22 protein-coding genes are annotated in these 19,686 nt (G+C 67.3%); 12 read left to right on the forward strand and 10 right to left on the reverse strand.

Annotated features, from left to right (window positions below):
• From Mrose_RS14455 to Mrose_RS14470, 4 genes are all read left to right on the forward strand, one after another.
• Positions 1-639, forward strand: a 639-nt coding sequence (locus Mrose_RS14455; protein ID WP_119279440.1) for a DUF4097 family beta strand repeat-containing protein, incomplete at its 5' end; no start/stop codon positions are given.
• Between the two features lie 19 nt (positions 640-658).
• Complete coding sequence (locus Mrose_RS14460; protein WP_119279442.1) at positions 659-1,114, forward strand: SHOCT-like domain-containing protein; 456 nt, start codon at positions 659-661, stop codon at positions 1,112-1,114.
• A 16-nt stretch (positions 1,115-1,130) separates the two neighbouring features.
• On the forward strand, positions 1,131-1,493 hold the full coding sequence (locus Mrose_RS14465) for a hypothetical protein (RefSeq protein ID WP_147371674.1): 363 nt from the start codon (positions 1,131-1,133) through the stop codon (positions 1,491-1,493).
• Between the two features lie 46 nt (positions 1,494-1,539).
• Positions 1,540-1,938, forward strand: coding sequence for a DUF2089 domain-containing protein (locus tag Mrose_RS14470; protein WP_119279446.1), 399 nt, complete (start codon positions 1,540-1,542; stop codon positions 1,936-1,938).
• Here Mrose_RS14470 and Mrose_RS14475 read toward each other — a convergent pair.
• From Mrose_RS14475 to pdxR, 3 genes are all read right to left on the reverse strand, one after another.
• Positions 1,889-3,307 carry a sensor histidine kinase gene (locus tag Mrose_RS14475; RefSeq protein ID WP_119279448.1) on the reverse strand — a complete coding sequence of 473 codons (1,419 nt, stop codon included), beginning with the start codon at positions 3,305-3,307 and terminating at the stop codon, positions 1,889-1,891. The genes Mrose_RS14470 and Mrose_RS14475 overlap by 50 nt on opposite strands.
• Positions 3,308-3,504: 197 nt before the next feature.
• Positions 3,505-4,179 (reverse strand): response regulator transcription factor, encoded by a 675-nt coding sequence (locus Mrose_RS14480; protein ID WP_018465226.1) that lies wholly within the window; start codon positions 4,177-4,179, stop codon positions 3,505-3,507.
• A gap of 172 nt (positions 4,180-4,351) precedes the next feature.
• Entirely contained in the window at positions 4,352-5,818 is a 1,467-nt protein-coding gene (pdxR, locus tag Mrose_RS14485) for a MocR-like pyridoxine biosynthesis transcription factor PdxR (RefSeq protein ID WP_119279450.1), read from the reverse strand.
• A 66-nt stretch (positions 5,819-5,884) separates the two neighbouring features.
• On the opposite strand from pdxR, the gene Mrose_RS14490 reads away from it, so the two are divergent.
• Genes Mrose_RS14490 through solA form a run of 4 tightly spaced genes read left to right on the forward strand, consistent with a single transcriptional unit; the run spans position 5,885 to position 8,737 of the window.
• Positions 5,885-6,493, forward strand: coding sequence for an FMN-binding negative transcriptional regulator (locus tag Mrose_RS14490; RefSeq protein WP_119279452.1), 609 nt, complete (start codon positions 5,885-5,887; stop codon positions 6,491-6,493).
• Complete coding sequence (locus tag Mrose_RS14495; protein ID WP_119279454.1) at positions 6,493-6,945, forward strand: GNAT family N-acetyltransferase; 453 nt, start codon at positions 6,493-6,495, stop codon at positions 6,943-6,945. The genes Mrose_RS14490 and Mrose_RS14495 overlap by 1 nt, the downstream gene beginning before the upstream one ends.
• Positions 6,942-7,577, forward strand: a complete 636-nt coding sequence (locus Mrose_RS14500) for a GNAT family N-acetyltransferase (protein WP_119279476.1) — start codon at positions 6,942-6,944, stop codon at positions 7,575-7,577. Before Mrose_RS14495 ends, Mrose_RS14500 begins: the two co-directional genes overlap by 4 nt.
• Complete coding sequence (gene solA, locus Mrose_RS14505) at positions 7,574-8,737, forward strand: N-methyl-L-tryptophan oxidase (RefSeq protein ID WP_119279456.1); 1,164 nt, start codon at positions 7,574-7,576, stop codon at positions 8,735-8,737. Before Mrose_RS14500 ends, solA begins: the two co-directional genes overlap by 4 nt.
• Here the strand turns inward: solA and Mrose_RS14510 are convergent.
• From Mrose_RS14510 to Mrose_RS14530, 5 genes are all read right to left on the reverse strand, one after another.
• Positions 8,709-9,200, reverse strand: coding sequence for a DinB family protein (locus Mrose_RS14510; RefSeq protein WP_119279458.1), 492 nt, complete (start codon positions 9,198-9,200; stop codon positions 8,709-8,711). The two genes, solA and Mrose_RS14510, sit on opposite strands and share 29 nt — an antisense overlap.
• 113 nt (positions 9,201-9,313) lie before the next feature.
• The gene (locus Mrose_RS14515; RefSeq protein WP_119279460.1) at positions 9,314-10,627 is read right to left on the reverse strand and encodes a TldD/PmbA family protein; all 1,314 of its coding nucleotides are present in this window, start codon (positions 10,625-10,627) and stop codon (positions 9,314-9,316) included.
• A gap of 46 nt (positions 10,628-10,673) precedes the next feature.
• Complete coding sequence (locus tag Mrose_RS14520; RefSeq protein WP_119279462.1) at positions 10,674-12,068, reverse strand: TldD/PmbA family protein; 1,395 nt, start codon at positions 12,066-12,068, stop codon at positions 10,674-10,676.
• 70 nt (positions 12,069-12,138) lie between these two features.
• Positions 12,139-14,928: a tetratricopeptide repeat protein gene (locus Mrose_RS14525; protein ID WP_119279464.1), complete on the reverse strand. Its 2,790-nt coding sequence runs from the start codon at positions 14,926-14,928 to the stop codon at positions 12,139-12,141.
• Between the two features lie 192 nt (positions 14,929-15,120).
• Positions 15,121-15,909: an RNA methyltransferase gene (locus tag Mrose_RS14530; protein WP_119279466.1), complete on the reverse strand. Its 789-nt coding sequence runs from the start codon at positions 15,907-15,909 to the stop codon at positions 15,121-15,123.
• Between the two features lie 142 nt (positions 15,910-16,051).
• Here Mrose_RS14530 and Mrose_RS14535 point away from each other — a divergent pair, with 142 nt between their 5' ends.
• Positions 16,052-16,348 (forward strand): hypothetical protein, encoded by a 297-nt coding sequence (locus Mrose_RS14535; RefSeq protein WP_119279468.1) that lies wholly within the window; start codon positions 16,052-16,054, stop codon positions 16,346-16,348.
• Here Mrose_RS14535 and Mrose_RS14540 read toward each other — a convergent pair.
• Entirely contained in the window at positions 16,323-17,708 is a 1,386-nt protein-coding gene (locus Mrose_RS14540) for an acetyl-CoA hydrolase/transferase family protein (RefSeq protein WP_119279470.1), read from the reverse strand. The genes Mrose_RS14535 and Mrose_RS14540 overlap by 26 nt on opposite strands.
• Positions 17,709-17,858: 150 nt before the next feature.
• Here Mrose_RS14540 and Mrose_RS14545 point away from each other — a divergent pair, with 150 nt between their 5' ends.
• Positions 17,859-18,053 carry a hypothetical protein gene (locus Mrose_RS14545; protein WP_119279472.1) on the forward strand — a complete coding sequence of 65 codons (195 nt, stop codon included), beginning with the start codon at positions 17,859-17,861 and terminating at the stop codon, positions 18,051-18,053.
• Between the two features lie 48 nt (positions 18,054-18,101).
• Here the strand turns inward: Mrose_RS14545 and Mrose_RS14550 are convergent, their stop codons facing one another.
• The gene (locus tag Mrose_RS14550; RefSeq protein WP_119279474.1) at positions 18,102-18,764 is read right to left on the reverse strand and encodes a DUF502 domain-containing protein; all 663 of its coding nucleotides are present in this window, start codon (positions 18,762-18,764) and stop codon (positions 18,102-18,104) included.
• Between the two features lie 122 nt (positions 18,765-18,886).
• Between Mrose_RS14550 and Mrose_RS14555 the strand changes: the two genes are divergently transcribed.
• Entirely contained in the window at positions 18,887-19,366 is a 480-nt protein-coding gene (locus Mrose_RS14555; protein WP_119279478.1) for a DUF456 domain-containing protein, read from the forward strand.
• A gap of 9 nt (positions 19,367-19,375) precedes the next feature.
• Positions 19,376-19,686: hypothetical protein (locus Mrose_RS14560; RefSeq protein ID WP_147371675.1), on the forward strand; the 311-nt coding region annotated here is incomplete at its 3' end.

The following is a 19,686-nucleotide window of genomic DNA, read 5'->3' on the forward strand; positions in this document are numbered from 1 at the left end:
CCGCCGCCCCGCCCCTCCCTCGGCCAGCCCACGCGCTGGTTACGGGCTGAGGTGAGTGACCGCAACCTCGAGGTGCGCCTCGATCCTAACCTGCGTGAGCCCAGTCTCGTGGGTGAGGCGGAGCTCCGCGCCAAGGGCACCGATTACTACCTAGAGGCCCGTTACAAAGGCCCCAAAGGCTGGCGTGGGGGTGAGTGGCATCTTCACGAGCGCCCGGTGATTGTCACACTGCCCGGCGGGATGGGCCTGCAGGTCGAGCTAACGGCAGGGACGTTGGTCGCCAGCGATCTCCCCTACTTGCGGGCCGAGGTAAAGGCCGGCAACCTTTTAGCTCACAACCTGGGCGGCATCGACGCCGAGGTGAAGGCCGGCAACCTCGAGGCCGAGTTGCGGCTGACCGGGGGCCAGCACCGGGTCCAGGTCAAGGCGGGCAACGCCACCCTGCGCCTGCTGCCCGGCTCGGATTATGAGATCACGGGCGACGTGGTCATGGGGCACCTCGAGAGCAGTGGTAAACACCGCATGGACAAGACCCGGGGCATGCCCGGCAAGCGTGAGAGCTTCCATCTCCTCGAGGGTCAGGGCAAGGCCAAGCTCGAGCTCCAGGTCAAGATGGGCAGCCTCAACCTGCTGACCTGAGCGTCAAGGGAGACACCTTATGGAAGACAAGCGCCGAATCATGGACATGGTCAAGGAAGGCAAGATCTCGGTCGAGGAGGCCGTGCGGCTGCTCGAGGCCATCGAGCCTCAAGCCGCGAGCCCCCGCACCCCCGGCACGGTAGCAGTGGCGGTGCCCCCAGCCCCGCCCGCGCCCCTGGCCAAGGGTATCGCCAAAATGCTGCGCATCTCGGTCAATGGCGAGGGCATCAAAGTCAACGTCAACGTGCCGGTCTCGCTGGCCAAATTCGCCGCCAGCTTCATTCCCCCGGAAGCCAAGCAGGCCATGAGCGCCCAGGGCATCGACGTAGCGGGCATCCTCGACATGCTCAAGGGCGACCTGCCCGAAGGCCGCCTTGTGGACGTGGAGATCCAGGACATGGCCCAGTTCACCGGCGACGAGGGCCAGCGCAGCCCGCTCAAAGGCACCATGCGGGTGGTCATCGAGGTGATCTGAGCCCTTGGAGCCGCCCATGACCGCCCTCCCCGCCTCCCGCTCGAGCCAAAATGATCCGGTGCTGACCCCCCAACGGCTCCTCCCCCGTTTCCTCTACGTTTTCATGCGGGTGCCCATGATCCCCATCCCCATCTTCGTGTTCATCCCCACGCTGGTGCTGGAGGGCCTGGTCTATCTGGCCGAGGCCATCGCCGGGCGCTGGAGCCGGGAGGCGGGGTATTACCTCGAGCAAGCCCGCGCGGGTCTGCGCCTGATCCGCCGCCAGGGGCCCTTTACCGTCGTGGACCTCGAGGTACAGGACATCGCCCGCTTCCAGGTGAGCGGCTCGCCCCTGGGAGGCTTCCGCGGCCCGGTGCGGGTCAAGATCGGACAGTGGTGAGCGGTATCCGGCCCTCCGCCCTCCAAAGGCTCAGAAAGGTGACCCCATGAGAATCTATCCCGTCCCCACGCAGTGCCCCGCCTGCCAGAGCCCTTTGCGGGTGTCGGGCCTGATCTGCTCCAACCCCCAGTGCCGCGCCGAGGTCAGGGGAGAGTTCCAGCCCAACGAATTCGCCCAACTGCCTGGCGAGCACCTCGAGTTCCTGCGCCTGTTCGTCAAGGTGCGCGGCAACCTCAAGGAGGTCGAGCGCATCCTGGGGCTCTCCTACCCCACCGTGCGGGCCCGCTTCGAGAACTTGCTCAAGACCCTGGGCTACGAGTACGAGGAAGTGCCGCCCCCCGGCCCCAGCCCCGAGGAGAAGCAGGAGATCCTGGGGATGCTGGAAAAGGGCGAGATCAGTGCAACTGAGGCTGCGGAGCGGTTGCGCGCATTAAGGAAACGCTGAAGGTCGTACCCTTGCCCACCGTGCTCTCCACCCACACCCGTCCGCCGTGGGCCTCGACGATGTTCTTCACGATGGCCAGCCCCAACCCCGTGCCGCCGCGCTCGCGGTCGCGGGCCTTGTCTACCCGGTAGAAGCGCTCGAAGAGGTTGGAGAGGTGTTCGGCGGGAATGCCCTCGCCGTTGTCCTCCACCCGGATCACCACCCCCGCCGAAACGTCGCGGGCCACCAGCCGTACCCTGGTGGCTCTGGCCTTGATGGCGTTAGACACCAGGTTGGCGAGCACCTGATGCAGTCGCTCAGGATCGCCCTGCACCCACAGCCTTTCCGGGGCCTCGAGTTCGATGCGACCCTCGAAGCTCCTGGCGTAGTCCTCCTGGATCTGCTCGAGCAGGGTAAGCACGTGCACCGGCCCCATCTGGATCTTCCAGCTTCCGCTCTTGGAGAGCTCCAGGAGGTCGCTGACGAGCTTTTTCATGCGCTCGCTCTCGCGTGCGATCACCTCCAGGCTCTCCCGCTGCTGCTCGGTGAGCGGGGTGCGGCGTAGCAGGAAGTTCACGTGACCCAGAATGGCGGTGATGGGGGTGCGCAGCTCGTGCGAGGCATCGGCCACGAACTGGGTCTGGGCCTGCCAGGTGCCCTCCAGACGCGCCATCATACGGTTGAGCGAGCGGATCAGCGCGGCCACCTCGTCGCGGCCTTCGGGCTCGGGCAGGGCCTCGGGCCGCTGGCTCACCGCCTCGGCCTTGCGGGCCACCCACTCCAAGGGCTCGAGGGTGCGCCGCACCAGCCGCTGGGCCAGCAACGCCGCCAGCAGCAGCACCAGCACGGCCATCACGCTGTAGACCTGAAGCCAGCGCGACAGCACCAGGTTCACCGAGTCCAGCGGCCTCCCCACCACCACGATCAGATCCCGGACGCCACCCAAGAGCTCGGCCTTCAGCCGCTTGGCGACGATCTGAACGTTCAGCGAAGGCAGATTATCGCGGGAGATCGAGGCTCTTTGGTAAATCGTCTCCCCCCGCCATACCCGGTACAGGCCAGAGGTCAGCACCGAGAAGTTGTGGCTGCCCATGTTGGGGCTCCTCAGCAAGGAGATGATGGTCTCGGGGCCCGGCGCTTCGGGCTCTCCGATGACCACCACGAGCTGGGCGTAGAGGTTGGGCGAGATGCGGGTCAGGGCCTCCTGCCGGATCAGGGGGTCGGGGTCGGACAGGCTGGACTCGATCTGGGAGAGGGCGGCCTCGAGTTCGGGCCGGATGCCGGAGAACAGGTAGCTCCGCAAGGTCACATAGACGATGACGCCCAGCACCAGCAGCGAGGACACCAGGATGGCCTGGGTGAGCAGGGTGATGCGGGTGCGCAGAGTCATAAGGATGCCCGACGCCTCACCCTAAACGCTAAACGCCCAAAGCTTGGTGAGACACTCAACGGTCCAACGGTCACCAACGGCTGATGGCCCATAGCCCGGTAGCGTCGTGGCTCGAGGGCTCGAGGTTCGATCCCCCCTGGCCCTCGTTAAGGGGGTAGAGAAAGGGTGTCAGGCGTTCGGCGTTTGGGGTACTGACCTCAATCCTCACGCAGCACGTAGCCCACCCCGCGCACGGTATGGATCAGCCGGCGCTCGTTGGGGCCCTCGAGCTTCTTGCGTAGGTAGCCGATGTACACGTCGACCACGTTGGAGCCACCCTGGTAGCCGGGCCAGACTTTCTCCTCGATCTCGAAGCGGCTGAAGACCTTGCCGGGGCTCTTGGCCAGCAGCTCGAGCAGCTCGAACTCCTTGTTGGAGAACTCGATGCGCCGCCCGGCGCGGAAGACCTCACGGCCCTCGAGGTTGATGATCAGGTCGGCCACCCGGATTTCTCCGGTGATGGCGGGCGTCACCCGGCGCAGGTGGGCGCGGATACGGGCCAGCAGTTCCTCGATGGAAAAAGGCTTGGCCAGGTAGTCGTCGGCTCCGGCGTCGAGCCCTTCGACCTTGTCCTCCACGCGGTCCTTGGCGGTGAGGATGAGAATGGGAATGTTGGAGGTCTTGCGGATGCGGCGGGCCACCTCGAGCCCGTCCACCACGGGAAGCATCAGATCGAGGATCACCAGGTTGGGGTTGACCTCGCGAAAACGCGAAAGCCCCGTCACACCGTCGTAAGCCACCTCGGTGCGGTAGCCCTCGGCCTGCAGCTCGAGTTCGATGAAACGAGCGATGTCTTTCTCGTCCTCGATGATCAGGATGAGGGGCTGATCCATGTGTTCCATGTTCGCAAGGTAGGCGCTTTTCTCATGAGAAGTTGCCAGGATGACTTAGAGTTCTCTCATCACAAGGTGTGTTCGAAGCAGGGCTCGAGTCCGTGGGGTAAGTGGCTCCTGAGGACAAGCGCGAGCGTGAAGGTTTACTTCATGGTGCATGGGCGCCAGCCCGTTAGGGGATCGTCCGCATGAGCGGGGTCAGGGCCTCGCGCAGGGTCGCCACGCCCTCCTCGAGCTCGGCAGGGGTGAAGGCCGCGTAGCCCAGCATGAGGCCGCCGCGGGGGAGCTTAGCCAGGCTGTAGGCCGAAAGCGGTAGGGCCTCGATGCCCTGCTCGGCGGCCAGGCGGGAAGCCTCTTGGTCATCGACCCCCTGGGGCAGCCAGGCCGCCAGGTGCAGCCCCGCGTCGGCCCGGTGGACCTCGAGCCAGCCGCCAAAGTGGCGCTCTAAGGCCTCGAGCAGCACCTGCTGGCGCTCGGCGTAGAGCCCCCGGGTGCGCTTGATGTGGCGCACGAAGTGTCCCTCGCGGATGAACTCGGCCAGCACCGCCTGCACCGGCCCCGGCGGGTGGCGGTCCATCAGGGCCCGCCCCGCGGCGAAAGCCTCGACGAGATCGGGCGGAACCACCAGGTAGCCCAGCCGCAGACCCGGCATCATCACCTTGGAGAAGGTACCCACGTAGATCACCCGGCCCTCGCGGTCGAGGCCCTGCAAGGCCGCCAGCGGGCGGCCCCGGTAGCGGTACTCGCTGTCGTAGTCGTCCTCCACGATCCAGGCTGATTGCTCGGAAGCCCACTCCAGCAGTTCCAGTCGCCGCCTGAGGCTCAGGGTCACGCCCAGAGGGTACTGGTGGGAGGGGGTCACGTAGGCCAGCCGGGCTCTGGGCTCGAGCCGCCATCCCGCCGCCACGTCCAGGCCCTCCCGGTCCACGCTCACCGCCACCACCCGTGCCCCAGCCGCCAGGAAGGCCCCGCGAGCCCCCAGGTAGCCGGGATCTTCGACCCACACCGCGTCGCCGGGGTCCAGCAGGAGGCGGGCCGCCAGGTCGAGCCCCTGCTGCGAGCCGGTGGTGATGATGACCTGCTCAGGGGTGCAGACCACGCCACGCGAGGTCTGCAGGTAGGCGGCGACCGACTCGCGCAGGGGATAGTAGCCCGCCGGGTCGCTGTAGTTGAGCAGTTCGTCGGGAGCCAGCTTCCAGTGGCGGGCCTCGAGCCGGGCCCACAGCTTCATGGGAAAGGCCCGGAAGTCGGGCAGGCCGGCGCGGAAGGCCCCGCTCCCCCGCTTGCGCCGCAGGGTGACGGGCGTGCGGGCCAGCTCCTCCCCGCGTCGGGAGAGCCGCCGCCCGTCCCTGCTGGGCCCCTCGGGCAGGGGCCGGACTTCCCACTGGCCCGGAAGGGTACGGGCCACGTAGGTGCCGTCGCCCACGCGGGCCTCGAGGTAACCCTCGGCCAGCAGCTGCTCGAAGGCGCTGACCACGGTGTTGCGCGAGAGCCCCAGCTCGCGGGAGAGGTCGCGGGTGGGGGGCAGGCGGGTGCCGGGGGCCAACTGCCCCTTGAGGATGCCCTCGCGCAGGTAGTCGTAGAGCTGGCGGTACAGAGGGCTTTCGCCCTGGGGTCGGAAACCGGGCAGGCTCAACATTGGCTCCAGTGTAGCACGTATGATTGGCTCTTCCGGTGAGTCCAATCAGGCTTTAGCCTCAAAGGCATGTACCTGCCCAGTTACTTCCGCGTGGAGGAGCCTGCCCTGCTGCACGAGCTGATGCGGCAGTTCGGCTTCGCTACCCTGGTCAGCGTGCACGAGGGGCTGCCCTTCGCCACCCACCTGCCCTTCGTGCTCGACGCGGAGCACAGCCGCCTCGAGGCCCACATGGCCCGCGCCAACCCCCAGTGGAGCAGCCTCGAGGCCAACCCCGAGGTGCTGGTGATCTTCCAGGGCGACCACAGCTACATCTCCCCCACCTGGTACGAGAAACACCCCAGCGTGCCCACCTGGAACTACGTGACGGTGCACGCCTACGGCAAGGCGCGGCTGGTGGAGGAGCCCCAAGCCGTTAAAGCGCTCTTGCACCGGCTGGTGCAGCAGTACGAGCGGGTCTGGGACATGGACACGCTGCCGCCGAGCTACCTCGAGGGCATGATCAGGGGCATCGTGGCCTTCGAGATTGAGATCACCCGGCTGGAGGGCAAGTTCAAGCTCTCGCAGAACCGCCCAGCCACCGACCGGCGCCGGGTGGCCGAAGCCCTGAGCCACAGCCCCAACCCCGCCGAGCAGGGCATCGCCCGCCGGATGCTGGCCGACCTCGAGGAGCGCTGATGTACGCTTTCCGCCGGGCTACCCCTGAAGACGCCGAGCGCATCGCCCACCGCCGCCGCATGTTCGTGGACATGGGCCACCCCGACGAGGCGATGGAGGAAGCCATCCAAGCCTTCATCCCCTGGGTCCGGCGCTCGCTGGAAAGCGGTTACTACACGGGCTTCCTGGCCGCGCAAGGGGAAGGGGTGGTGGCCGGGGCGGGCCTGATGTTCCTGGAGTGGCCTCCTCGAGCCGATAGCCTGCAGACCCTGCGCGGCTACTTGCTCAACGTCTCCACCGAGCCCGAGCACCGGGGCCGGGGCCTAGCCAAAGCGCCGGTGCAGCAGGCGCTCGAGCACTGCCAGGAGCGCGGGGTTCACAGCGTCGCCCTGCACGCCTCGGAAGCCGGGCGCAGGATCTACGAGGGGCTGGGCTTCAGGGCCAGCAACGAGATGGTGTGGAGGGCCCGGTGAACCCGGCCATCACCCGCCCGATCACCCTGGAGGGACGGTTGGTGCGGCTGGAGCCCCTCACCCTGGCCCACCTGCCAGTGCTGCTCGAGCTCGCTCAGGCCGAGGCCTATCCCTTCACCACCGTGCCGCGCAGCGCCGAGGGCATGCAGGTCTACATCCAGAGTGCCCTCGATGAACAGGCCCGGGGCAATGCGGTGCCCTTCATAACCGTGGACAGGCGTTGCGGGCAGGTCGTGGGCAGCACCCGCTTCGCCAACTTCGAGCACTGGAAGTGGCCCGCCGGCAGTCCGCTGGCCCGCCCCGGCCTCCCCGACGCGGTGGAGATCGGCTGGACCTGGCTGGCTCCCCAGGCCCAGCGTAGCGGCGTCAACACCGAGGCCAAGCTGTTGCAGCTCGCTCACGCTTTCGAGGTCTGGGGAGTGCGGCGGGTAACCCTCAAGACCGATGCCCGCAACCAGCGCTCGCGCCGGGCCATCGAGCGCCTGGGGGCCAGGCTCGACGGGATCCTGCGGGCTCACCTGCCCGCCGCCGACGGGGGTATCCGTCATAGTGCCGTGTACAGCCTCCTGCTCGAGGAGTGGCCCGAGGTGAAGGCGCGGCTCGAGGGCTTCCTGTCAAAATACGCTTCATGACCACCGCTGACGTCGCCGTGATCGGGCTGGGCGCGATGGGCAGCGCCGCCCTGTACCAGCTCGCCAGGCGCGGGATGAAGGCCATCGGGATCGACCGTTTCGACCCCCCGCACGACCGGGGAAGCAGCCACGGCGAAACCCGCATCACCCGGCAGGCCATCGGCGAGGGGGCAGAATACGTCCCGCTGGTGCTGCGCTCCCACGCCATCTGGCGCGAACTGGAGGCCCAAAGTGGCGAGTGCCTACTGCACGCCGTGGGCGGCTTGATCCTCGCGGGCGAGCGCGCGGAGGGCCGCCACCACGCCAAGCCCGACTTCCTGGGCACCACCGTCGCCACCGCCCGACAGTTCGGCATCGCGCACGAGGTGCTTTCGGCTGAGCAGATAGCCGAGCGCTTTCCCCAGCTCATCCTGCAAGGCGATGAGCAGGGTTACTACGAGCCGGGAGCAGGTTTCGTGCTCCCCGAAAAGTGCATCGAGGTCCAGCTAACCCTGGCCCGGCGGATGGGGGCTGGGGTGTTCACGGGGGAACGGGTACTGCGCCTCGAGCCCACCCCTGGCGGCCTGACCGTTCACACCAGCCGCGCGCGCTACGCAGTGGGCCGCGTAGTGCTCAGCGCCGGAGCCTGGGTGCGGGAGTTCCTGCCGCTCGAGGCCTTCCGGGTCCACCGCCAGGTGCTCTACTGGTTCGAGCCCGAAGACCCTGCCCTGTACGCCCCAGAGCGCTTCCCCGTCTTCATCTGGCTGCACGGCCCCGGCGAGGACGGACACTTCTACGGCTTCCCCATGCTCCAGGGCTCCGCCGGGGTCAAGCTGGCAGGCGAGCAGTTCAGTCGGGAGAGCGACCCCGACCAGGTGGAGCACACGGTCTCGAGCGAGCAGATCGGCTTCATCTACCGCCACCACGTCGCTCCCCGCCTGCGCGCCCTGGGGCCGCGCTGCACCCGCACTGCCGCCTGCCTCTATACCTCCACCCCGGACGGCGGCTTCGTGCTGGACTGGCACCCCGAGTTGCCGGGGGTGTTCGTGGTGTCGCCCTGCTCCGGCCATGGCTTCAAGCACTCGGCGGGGCTGGGCGAGGCCATCGCCCAGGTGATCGCCGAAGGGCGAAGCGCGGTGAGCCTCGAGCCTTTCAGCCTCGCGCGCTTTGCGAAGCGATGACCTCGAGTTGCCCTAGGTGGTTGAGGTCGTGCCCGGCCAGGAAGCGCACCAGCAAGCGCAGGCTCTCCCACTCCTCGCGCTCGGGGTGGTAGCAGGTGCGCTCCAGGTCTTCCTCACTCAGGCCGCGCAAGAGGGCCAGGTTCCAGGCCCGCAAAGCCTCGAAGGTCTCGAAGGCCAGCCGCATGGGCAGACCCCCGTAGCGCGCGGCCCAGGCGTCTTGGTCGAAGGGCTGTACCGTGTGGTTGTCCTGCGCGAGGATCTGGCGGAAGCGAAAACCCATGGCCAGCTCGGTGTCGGCCAGGTGACACAGGATTTCGCGCGCAGTCCACTTGCCGGGAGCGTAGCTCCTATCGGGCTCGAGCCGGGGCAGAAGTTCCTCGAGCCGCTGGGGCGTGGCCGCCAGGGAAGCCAAGGGATCATCCTTCCCCAGCAGGGCGATGATGCGGGCGAGGTAGGGGTTCATGCTTCAATGCTATCGCGTCGGCAAAGCCGAGCCACCGGCTCGGCCCTACGGAAGTGCCGATAGCTGAGAGCTGCTTGCGTTTTGCGTACGCCTCTGGCCTCCGACGGCTTTGCCTACGCCCCCGCAAACGACAGTTCGGCCACCTCGACCATGGGAGCCCCCAGGGCCATGCCCCAGTATTCCCACTCGAGCTTCTCCCCCACCGCGCTGACGTTTTGCAAGAGCGCGAGCAGGTTCCCGGCCACGGTGAAGTTCTCCACCGCGTAGGCCACTTCGCCCCCCTCGAGCTTGAGGCCCAGGGCCTGCAGGCTGAAGTCGCCCGAGATGGGGTTGGCCCCGGCGTGGAGGCCCATCATCTCGGTCACGACGATCCCGTCCTCCAGCCGCACCCCGGAACCGGGCTCGAGGAAGAGGTTGGAATGGCCCACCCCCAGCACACCCTTGTAGCCGCGCTGGGCGTTGCCGGTAGGCTCCACCCCCATCTTCCGCGCGGTTTCGGAGTTGTGGGCGAAGCTCTTGAGCACACCCTTTTCGATGATGACCAAGCGGCGGGCCGGGGTCCCCTCGGCGTCGAAGGGGCGTGAGGCGATGCCGCCCGGCAGGGTGGGGTCGTCCACGACGGTCACGAGGTCGGAGGCCACCTTCTCCCCCACCTTGCCCGCCAGCAGGCTCTTGCCCTCGAGCACGTTCTTGGCCGAGAACATGAAGCTGATGACGCCCAGGAGCTGGGCGAAGGCCTTGGGCTCGAAGTAGGCGCGGTACTTCCCGGTCTTGAGGGGCCGGGCCCCCAGCAGGCGAGCCGTGCGCTCGATGAGTTCCAGGGCGGTTTTGCCGGGCTCGAGGGCGTGGAACTCGCGGTCAACATCCACGTTCCAGCTCTGCTTGGGGGCTCCACCGTCACTGAGGATGGCCGAGCCCATCAGCACGCTCACCCCAGTGCGGTAGCCCCCGCTGGCTCCCTGGGTCGAGCCCAGCACCACCTGGACCTCCTGCTCCTGATAGGCGGTACGGGGCACCTGCCTGACCCGCGCGTCCTGGCGCAGGGTGGCCTCCACCGCCAAAGCCGCGGCCTGTTTCTCCTCCAGCGGAGCCGAGAGCCCCTCGCCCAGCAGGTCGTGGCGTCCCAGCGCCGAACCCGCCGGGATGAACCCACCGCCACTGCCCTGGAGCAGGGCGTTTTCGTAGGCTTCCTGCATCACCCAGTCCAGGGCCTCGGGGGTCTTCTCCTCGGTGTAGGCGTAGCCCACCTTGCCCTCCACCACCACCCGCACCCCAATGCCGCCCTGGGTGGCCTGGGTGATCTCCTCCAGCCGCCCCTCGAAGGCGCTGAGGCTCATCTCGCGGGTCTCGGTGGCCAGCACCTCGGCCTCGAGGCCCATCGCGCGGGCTTTTTGCAGCAGGTAATCCTTGGCTTGTTCAAAGGTCATAAGGGACTCCTTCGTAGTGCAGGGGCCCGAAAACCCCAAGCCCTGTTCAGGCCTGACCTCCCACCACGATCTCGGAGATCAGCAGGTGGGGTTGGCCCACCTCCACCGGCAGGCTCCCCGAAAGGCTGCCGCACATGCCGGGGGCGGTCTCGAGGTCGCTGGAGACGGCCACGATCTTCGAGATGCTGTCGGGGCCTTTGCCCACCAGCATGGCCCCCCGCACCGGTTCCTCGATGCGGCCATGACGGATGATGTAAGCCTCCTTGACCCCGAAGTTGTATTCTCCCGAGCCCGGCTTGACCTGCCCCCCGCCCATGTCCTTGGCGTAGAGGCCGTACTCGATACCCTCGAAGAGCTTCTCTTTTGGGGTGTCGCCGGGGGCGATGAAGGTGTTGCGCATGCGGCTGGTGGGGGCGAAGGTGTAGTCCTGGCGGCGTCCGGAACCCGTGGGGCGCAGGCCGGTTCGCAAAGCGCCCCAGCGATCGACCATGTAGCTCTTGAGCACGCCGTTCTCGATGAGCACGGTGCGCTCGGTAGCCAGGCCCTCGTCGTCGAATTCGGAGGAGCCCCAGCCGTGGGGGGTGGTGCCGTCGTCGATGTAGGTGACGCAAGGGCTGGCTACTTTTTCACCCAGCTTATCGGAGAGCACGCTGGCTTTCTTGGCCACCGAGGTGGTCTCCAGCAGGTGTCCCAGCGCCTCGTGGAAGATCACCCCGCCGAAGGCGTTGCCGATGACCACCGGCATGGTGCCCGCCGGAGCAGGCTTGGCCCGCAGGTTGGTCATGGCCTGTTCCCCGGCCTTGCGGCCCACCACGCTGGGGGGATGATGGTCGAAGAGCTCGAGGCCCACGCTCAGCCCCGGCCCAAAGCTGCCCGTCTGCATCCCCCCCTCACCCTGGGCGATGGCGGTCACCACGTAGCGGGTGCGAACCCGACGGTCCTCGACCCACCTCCCCTCCGAAGTCGCCACCAGCACTTCCTGCTCCCACTCCAGAAGCTGGGTCTGCACCTGCTTGATCTCGGGGGCCACGCGGGCTGCCGTCTCGGCCTCCAAGAGCCGCTCGACCCGGTAGCGCCGGTCTCGAGCCGACAGGGGCACCTCGGGCGCGTGCAGGCCCCGCGCCGCCTGCTTGCGGAAGTCCAGCCCGCCCCGGCCCTGCGCGTCCACCTGCCCGACCCTGCCCTTGAGCTTGACCAGGGTCTCGGTCAGCTCCAGGAGGCTCTCAGCCGATAGGTCGTTGGTGTAGGCGTACACCACTTCGGTGCCGTAGATCAGCCGCAGCCCCGCGCCGTACTCGAGGCCACTGGCAGCCTCCTTGACCTCCCCCGAAAGCATCCGCAGGCTGCGCCGCCTCCAGCGCTCGACGTACAGCTCGGCGTAGTCGGCTCCGCCCAACCGTGCCCGGCTGAGCACGTCGCCCACCAGTGTTTCTGAAAGCATTCCAATCCTCCTTAGACCGCAGTCTAAGGGCTATCTACTCCAGCCACAAGCGGTTTTTTGGAGCGAGCGCTCAGCCCCCGCGCAAGGCCCGCTTGAAGAGCTGAGGGGCGAACTCGGCCAAAGCCCGCAGGAAGCCGGTGACGCCCCGTGCGCGGCCTGGGGTCAGGTAGACCGGCACGCCCAGGTTCTCGGCCTCCAGCCGCACCGGCTCGGAGAGGTCGTGGCCGACGTAGCTGGAGATGATCATCATGCCGTGGGCGCGCTCGAGGCGGCTGTGGATGCGGCGGATCACCTCACGCCCGGCAGAGTTGGCGTCGGAGTCGAACCAGTCGACCTTGAGGCCCTGGGCCTCGAGGAAGGGGACCATGCGGCTTCTGAGCTGGGTGTGCCCTCCCACCACCAGCAGGTACTCGCCGTGGAAGCGGGGCAGACCCTCCTTCAGCAGGCTGTCGGGGGTGGCTCCGGCCAGCGCGTCGGGCACCCCGTCGAGCTTAGCCACCGCCTTGGAGGTGGCCTTGAGCTCCTCGAGGTAGAGCTGCAGCTCGGGGTCGGTGGGGTTGAGGAAGAGCAGGTTGCGCAGGATCTCGCGGGAGAGCTCGAGGTCTTTTTCCCAGTAGTAGGCGACCTCGAGGGCTTTGCGCCACTGCTCGGTGGCCTTCTTATAGGCCCCGGTGCGCTCGTAGTGCTCGGCCAGGTCGTAGAGCACCTCCAGCGCCTCGGGGTTGCGCGCGAGTTCGGCCAGCAGCAAAGCCTCGGCCCCCAGTTGTTGCCCGGCGTCGTAGAGCGCGGCCAGGTAGCGCCCCCGCACGTTCTGGGCCTCCTCGCTCTGGCTGAAGCCGCGCGAGAGGCGGTAGGCTAGCTCGAGCAGCTCCAGCGGAGGGTCGAGGGTGCGCTCGAGCGAACGGGCCAGCAGACGGAAGGCCTCCCAGGGGCCCTCCAGGGTCTCCACCAGCCGCAGCACCACGCTGGGATCGCCCCGGAAGTGCTCCAGGCCACCATCGCGCACACGGGCCAGAAACTCCCGCGCCAGCACCGTCTCGCCCTGTTCGAAGGCCTGCTGGGCCAGGGCGAAGAGCTCTTCGACCCCGTAAGCCCGGTGGGCATGGGCCCGCTTGTGGTCGCCCAGCACCTCGGTCATGGGGTAGCCCAGGGCCTGCTTGGACTGCGCCAGCAGGTGGTAGGCGAAGCCCTTGGACTCACCCTGCCCCTCGCGCGCGGCGGCCTCGAGGTAGCGCAAAGCCTCCAGGTGCCGCCCCTCGCGGTGGCGCAGCAGGCCCAGCGCCAGCAGGGCGGTGGGCTCCTCGGCGCGGGCTACCGCGTCGGTGAGGTAGGGCTCGACCTCCTTGAGGTCGTCCAGGGGCACGCTCTCCAGGCCCTCCGGCCCCCGCACCCGCAAGCCCACCAGCGCCAGCCCCAGCGCCCCCGCCGCCTCGCCCAGGTCGTAAAGCCGCTGGGCGTAGCGCTGGGCCCTGGCCCACAACCCCTGGCTCAGGCTGGCCTGCAGGCCCAGCCGCAGCAGCCCCCGGCTCAGAAGCTGGGGCGAGAGGTCTTCGACGAACTCCACCCGGCGGCTGGCCTCGCTCCAGTCCCCCTCGCGCGACAAGCGCACGGCGCGCTCCTCCATGCGCTCGAGGGCGATCTTGAGGTAGAGCTCGGCCTCGGGGATAGCGGCTTCGAACAACTGCCGCAGCGCGTCGGCCAGCCGCCCCAGCCCCAGGTAGACCCGGCCCAGGTAGAAGCGGTAACGCCCGCCCCGGCTGGCCAGGGCCTCCAGCCGAGGCAGCGCCCGGCGGTAGTCCTCGAGTTCGACCCAGCAGAAAGCCCGCAGATCCTCGGCCTCGGGCCTGTCCGCGAGCGCCAGGGTGCTCTCGGCCTCGGCAAAGCGCGACAAGGCGAACAGCGCCCGCCCCCGCAGATAGGCCACCTCGCCCCGGCTGTCCTCGGTGCTGCGCCGCAGGACCTCGGCGTAGTCCTCGGCCTCGAGCAGCCGCCACAGCTCCTCGGGGGTGGCCTGCACGGATGGGGGCTGTACAGGCTCAGCCAGCAGGGCGACAGGGACGCTACTCTCGTCTGGGCGCAGGCGCGTGAGTTGCTCGGGCATGCGCCCGGTGACCAGGCAATACTCCCCCTCCCCCACCCGCCCCACCTCGCCGAAGCCCAGGCCCTCGAGGATCTCTCCCACACCCTCGGGGTTCTTGCCCAGGAAGGGGCCGTGACCGTAAACCAGCAAGCCGCCCGGACGCAGCAGCCCCTGCAGAGCCATGAGCCGCGTCGAGAACTGGAACTGCCGGTCGAAGGCTTCGGCCTCGAGCCGCCCCGGCAGCTCGCCCAGATAGCCCTCGGGCAGCACCGACAGCAACAAAACCGCGTCCACCTGGGGCAGGTCCAGGGGCGCTTCGCCGAACCAGCCCTGATGCCAGGTTACGCCGGGAAAGCGCTCCTGCCCGAGGCGAACAGCCTCAGGCACACCCTCTAAAGCGTGCCACTCGAGGTCTGGCCTGGCTCGAAGCAGCAAGCCCAGCAAGGCTCCGGTAAAAGCCCCCACCTCGAGCACCCTCTCCGCGCCCGAGTGCTCCAGCAGGGGCGGAAGCTTCTCGGCATAAAATTCCAGAAAGGGCAGGTGCATGGCATACACCATTCCCTCCAGGCGCTCGCGGGGATGCGCCAGCAGTTCAGCGTAAAAACTTCGCACCGCCTCTACGCCACCCCCGGCCAGATAGCGCTTCCAGGCTTGCAGGATCGGTCTTCGGCGGCTTGGGCTACCGATGCGCTTGGCCAGCTCGCTTTCGAACTTGCCGGGCGAGAGTGGGCCTTCGACGTGAAATTCGTGGCGCAGATACCGTCTTACACCGCTTTCCACTGCTCTCCCCCCTTGAAGTACTAGCCTATCAGAGCCTGTCAGCGCCATTCGACCCAAAAAACCTGGACCCCCCAAACCCGCCCGCTCAAGCGCCGGTTGCGGCTTCAGAGCATGATCGATTCCAGGGGGGCAAGCGCGAGACCTGCTCCACAAAGGGCGCATTGGCTACTGGGCTAGCCACAACCGACGCCCTTAACCCTCCCGCGGCCCATGCTTGGCATACCAGCGGCTCTGATGCAGCAAGCCCCGCAACATCTGCACCTCGGCAGGGGTCAGTTCGGCCTTGTGCAGGATACGGCGCAGGCGACGGCGGGCGTAGCCAAAGCGCTTGGAGTCGGTGAAACCGATCTCCAGGATGTAGCTTTCCAGGTCCTTGAAGAGGCGCTCGAGAGCCTCGCGCTCGGCCAGCCGCTCGGGTGGAGGGGGTGGTGGATTGGCAGTGGCCACAAAGATCTCATAAGCCAGCAACAGCACGGCCTGGGCCAGGTTCAGGCTGGGCTGCTCGGGAGCGGTGGGGATGCGCACGATGAGCCCGGCCTGATCCATCTCCTCGTTGGTGAGGCCGTACATTTCCCGCCCGAAGAGCAGGGCCACTTTGCCCCGCTGGGCCACCTGGGCCACGGCTTGGGCGGCCTCCCTGGGCTCGGCTAGGCGGCCTACAGGGATGTCCCTGGAGCGCGCCGTGGTCGCCAGCACCAACTGGCAGTCGCCCACGGCCTCCAGCACCGTTTCGGCACGCTGCAAGTTGTCGAGGATGGGATCGGCGTGGACGGCCAGGCGATAGGCATCGGAGTTGGGGCGGGCCTCGAGGTCGGCGACCACGCGGGGCTCCGGGGCCACCAGCCACAGCTCGCTCATGCCGAAGTTGCGCATGGCGCGGGCCACCGCGCCCACGTTCATGGGCTCCTGGGTGCCCACCAGCACCACCCGCACGTTGTGGGTAAAGGGATTTGACTCGGTCTTGGGGCGGGGATCAGGCATAGCGCACAGGGTTCGGGGAAGGGACTCGAGGGTCAACCCCCAACAGCGTCAAGGTGTGATTTTAGCCGATATATCCCCCTGCCACACTCCCTGGGGGTCCATTTTCGGCACGCCTTGCCCGGTCTTCTGCTAAGGTAGCAGCATGGCCCTGAACCCCCGCGTCGAAGCCCTCTTAGCCATCGTCGATGCCCAGGAAGCACGGCTCGAGCGGGCCGAGCAAAGCCCTCAGTTCGCGCATTTCCTGGCGGCTTCCGAGGGGGCAGAACAGATCATCGCGCAAATCCGCGAAGGCTGGCAGGTCTTCCGCAACAGCGCCCCCTACCTCAGCGACCCCGAGGTGATCGAGAGCTACGCCCAGAGCTTCGAGCAGATCGAAGCCTCACTGGAGCAGCTCGAGCAGGTCCTGGCGCAGATCAGGGCGAATCGGATACTGAATTAGGGGCGATGGTCACCCCCGCGTAGCTTCTCGGCAGCAACCTGCGCTCCCAGGCGGCCTTGGTGAGTTCCTCGCGGAAGTCGGGATGGGCGATGTTGATCAGCGCCATGGCCCTCTCCCGCAGGCTGCGCCCGAAGAGTTCGGCCACGCCGTACTCGGTCACGACGTAGTGCACGTCGGCGCGGGTGGTGACCACCCCGGCAGCGGTCTTGAGCACCGGGACGATACGGGAAATCGTCCCCTTCTTGCCTGTAGAGGGCAGGGCGATGATGGGCTTGCCCCCCTCGCTGGCCGCCGCTCCCCGGATGAAGTCGAGCTGGCCGCCGAAGCCCGAATAGATGGTGCTGCCAATGGAGTCGGCGCAGACCTGGCCGGTAATGTCGATCTCGAGCGCGGAGTTGATGGCGATCATGCGGCTGTTGCGGGCGATGGTGAAGGGATCGTTGGCGAAATCGGCGGGCCGCATCTCGAAGAGGGGGTTGTTGTGCACGAAGCGATACAGCCGCTCGCTACCCAGCACGAAGGTGCCCACCACCTTGCCCGGCAGCAGCGTCTTGCGGCTGCCGGTGATGATGCCCCTCTCCAGCGCCTCCATCACCCCGTCCGAGACCATCTCGGTGTGCACGCCCAGATCCCTGCGGCCCTCGAGGTTGGCCAGCACCGCGTCGGGGATAGCGCCAATGCCCATCTGCAAGGTGCAGCCGTCGTCGATGAGATCGGCCACGTGCTTGCCGATTCTGGCCTCGACCTCGCCAAAGCCGCCGCGCTCGAGCTGGGGCAGCGGCAGATCCACCTCGACGAAGGCCGCGAAGCGGGAGACGTGGACGAAGGTATCGCCCAGGGTGCGGGGCATGCGGGGGTTGACCAGGGCGATCACCTGGCGGGCGTTCTCGACGGCTGCCTTAGAGGCGATGACCTCCACGCCCAAGCTCACGAAGCCGAACTCGTCGGGCGGCGAAACCTGCACCAGCGCTGCGTCGAGGGGCAGCAGGCCGCGCTTGAACAGCCAGGGGATCTGGTGTAGCGAGATCGGCACGTAGTCGGCGCGACCGCTGTTGACCGCCTCGCGGTCGGCGGGTCCCACGAACATCGAGCGGCGGCGGAAGTGCCCTTCCATCTCGGGGGCCAAGAAGGGGTCGGGGCCAAGCTGGAGCACGTGGATCAGCTCGACGTCGCTCAGCTCATCCTTGCGCGCGGCCAGGGCCTCGAGCAGCGGGGTCGGGGTAGCGGCGTTCCCCGAGACGAAGACCCGCCAGCCGCTTTGCACCATGGCCGCGGCGGTCTCGAGGTCACACAGCCGCGACTGGTAAAGCCTGTCCACTTCGCTTCGGCGCAGGGCTTTTCCGGTTCGGGTAGTGTTCATGGCCTCATGCTAAGCGGCTCTATAGCAGCAAATGTCCCACTCCTCCGCCCCCGAGGCGGCCAGGTATCGGAAAACAACCCCTGCCCGATGCAGCCGTTCGTAACGGCGAAATAACGCCCCACTTGCTAGATTCGTTCGCAGGAGGAAGGAATGCGCTTCAAAGCCATCGCCCTGGAATTGCGCCTGTGGCACGGGCCAGCCGGAGAGGTTCGGGCCTCGGTGCGCCCTGTCGAGGGAAAGGGCGAGGTAATCTACTTCAAGGACCTCGAGAGCCTGTGTGCTTACCTCAAACAAGCCGAGGAACAAGGCTTTTGGGTCAAGCCTGAACCTCCCGGCCTGCGCTGAAAGTGCGGGGCGTGCGCCAGTGCGCCAGAAAGCCGGCGGCCCATAGCTTTAGCCTTCCGCCTCCTGCAACCCCCCTGGCGGCTGGGTGGGCTCGAGCAGCTTGCGGACTTTGGGCTCGGGCAGGATGAAACCCCCCGAAACCACGTACTTCAGCGCGTCCTCGATGCTGATCTCGAGGGGGATGACCTCGGCGGTGGGCACGATGATGGCCATGCCCGAGGCCGGGACCGGCGAGGTGGGCACCAGCACCACCGTGTAGCCCTCGGGCAGGGAGGGCAGCCTTTTGCCGACCTCGGCGCTGGTGATGAAGCACAGCGTATAGAGCCCCTTGCGCGGGTACTCGATGAGCGCCGCCCGCTGGAAGTGCACCTCGGGTTGACCCAGCAGGGTATGGGCGATCTGCTGGACGGCGTTGTAGACTTCCCGGATCAGGGGAATCGACTTGAAGCTGCGGTCAATGCCGGCCAGGAGCATCCTACCCACGTAATTCCCGGCCAGAGTGCCTACCAGCACGATCAAAGCCAGCATCGCCAGGATGCCGACAACCGGCAGCAGCGGCAGCAGCCAGGAAGGAGGGGTAAGGCCCACCACGTGCATCAGGGTGGTGATGATGCCGGCTGAGGAGTTGTAGACCCACGCCAGCACGTACACCGTGACACTCAGGGGCAGCAGCGCCAAAAGCCCGGCGATGAAGTGGCGTTGAAGCTTCATAACCTCGAGCCCCAGTTTATTGGGGAGGGGAGGTTGGCTTTGGAGATTGGACCCCCAATTGGGCCGGTGAGGCCGGGGCGCTTTGAGCACCGCTCTCATCCAGGGATGTTAATGTGGGCTTCGTGAACGTTTTCGCCGACTGGCTGTTCGTGCTGGTCTGGATCGTCGGGCTGGCAGGCACCTTCGTGCCGGTGCTGCCCGCTACCCTCATCATCCTGGCCGGAGCCCTGCTGCACGAGTTGCTGGTGGGCTTCTCCGAACTATCCCGCCTGAGTTGGACCTGGCTGGTGCTGATCACGGTGGCGGTGTTCGCGGTGGATAACCTGGCCGCCCTCATCGGCGCCCGGCGCTACGGGGCGGGCCGGGCCGGAATGTGGGGGGCCTTCATCGGGGGCATCCTCGGCCTCTTCATCCTGCCCCCGCTGGGGGTGTTCGTGATGCCACTGGTGGGGGCTTTCGCGGCTGAGAGCCTCAGCGGCAAAAGCGCCGACGCCGCGCTACGGGCGGCTTGGGGCACCTTCGTGGGGATGCTGGGGGGTATGGCAGGTAAGTTCCTGCTGCACCTGATGATGGGAATTCTGGTGCTGAGGGCCATTTTCTGAAGGAGTGGTATGATTCGGCTCGTGCGCCCCGGCAAGCAAGCCCGGCTGTATCTGCGAATCCTGCCGCTGCTTGTGGTGCTGCTTTGGGCCAATTCCGAGACCCGGCAACTGGTGAACGGGGCCCTCGAGCAAATCCTTCTCCCCCTCCATTGCAGCCCATCCGAATGCATAGCCCTGAACCCTGCCCACGCCGATGCGCTCTGGCCGGGCCTGGCCTTCCAGCCTCTGCCTGGGGCCGAGGCACCGCCCTCGGCCAGCAACCTGGTCGGGCTGATGGTGTTGCTGGACCCGGTCCGGGGTTTTACCCGCCCCTTCCCCGC

Origin of the sequence: Calidithermus roseus, assembly GCF_003574095.1 — a bacterium.
GTDB classification, from domain to species: Bacteria; Deinococcota; Deinococci; order Deinococcales; family Thermaceae; genus Calidithermus; species Calidithermus roseus.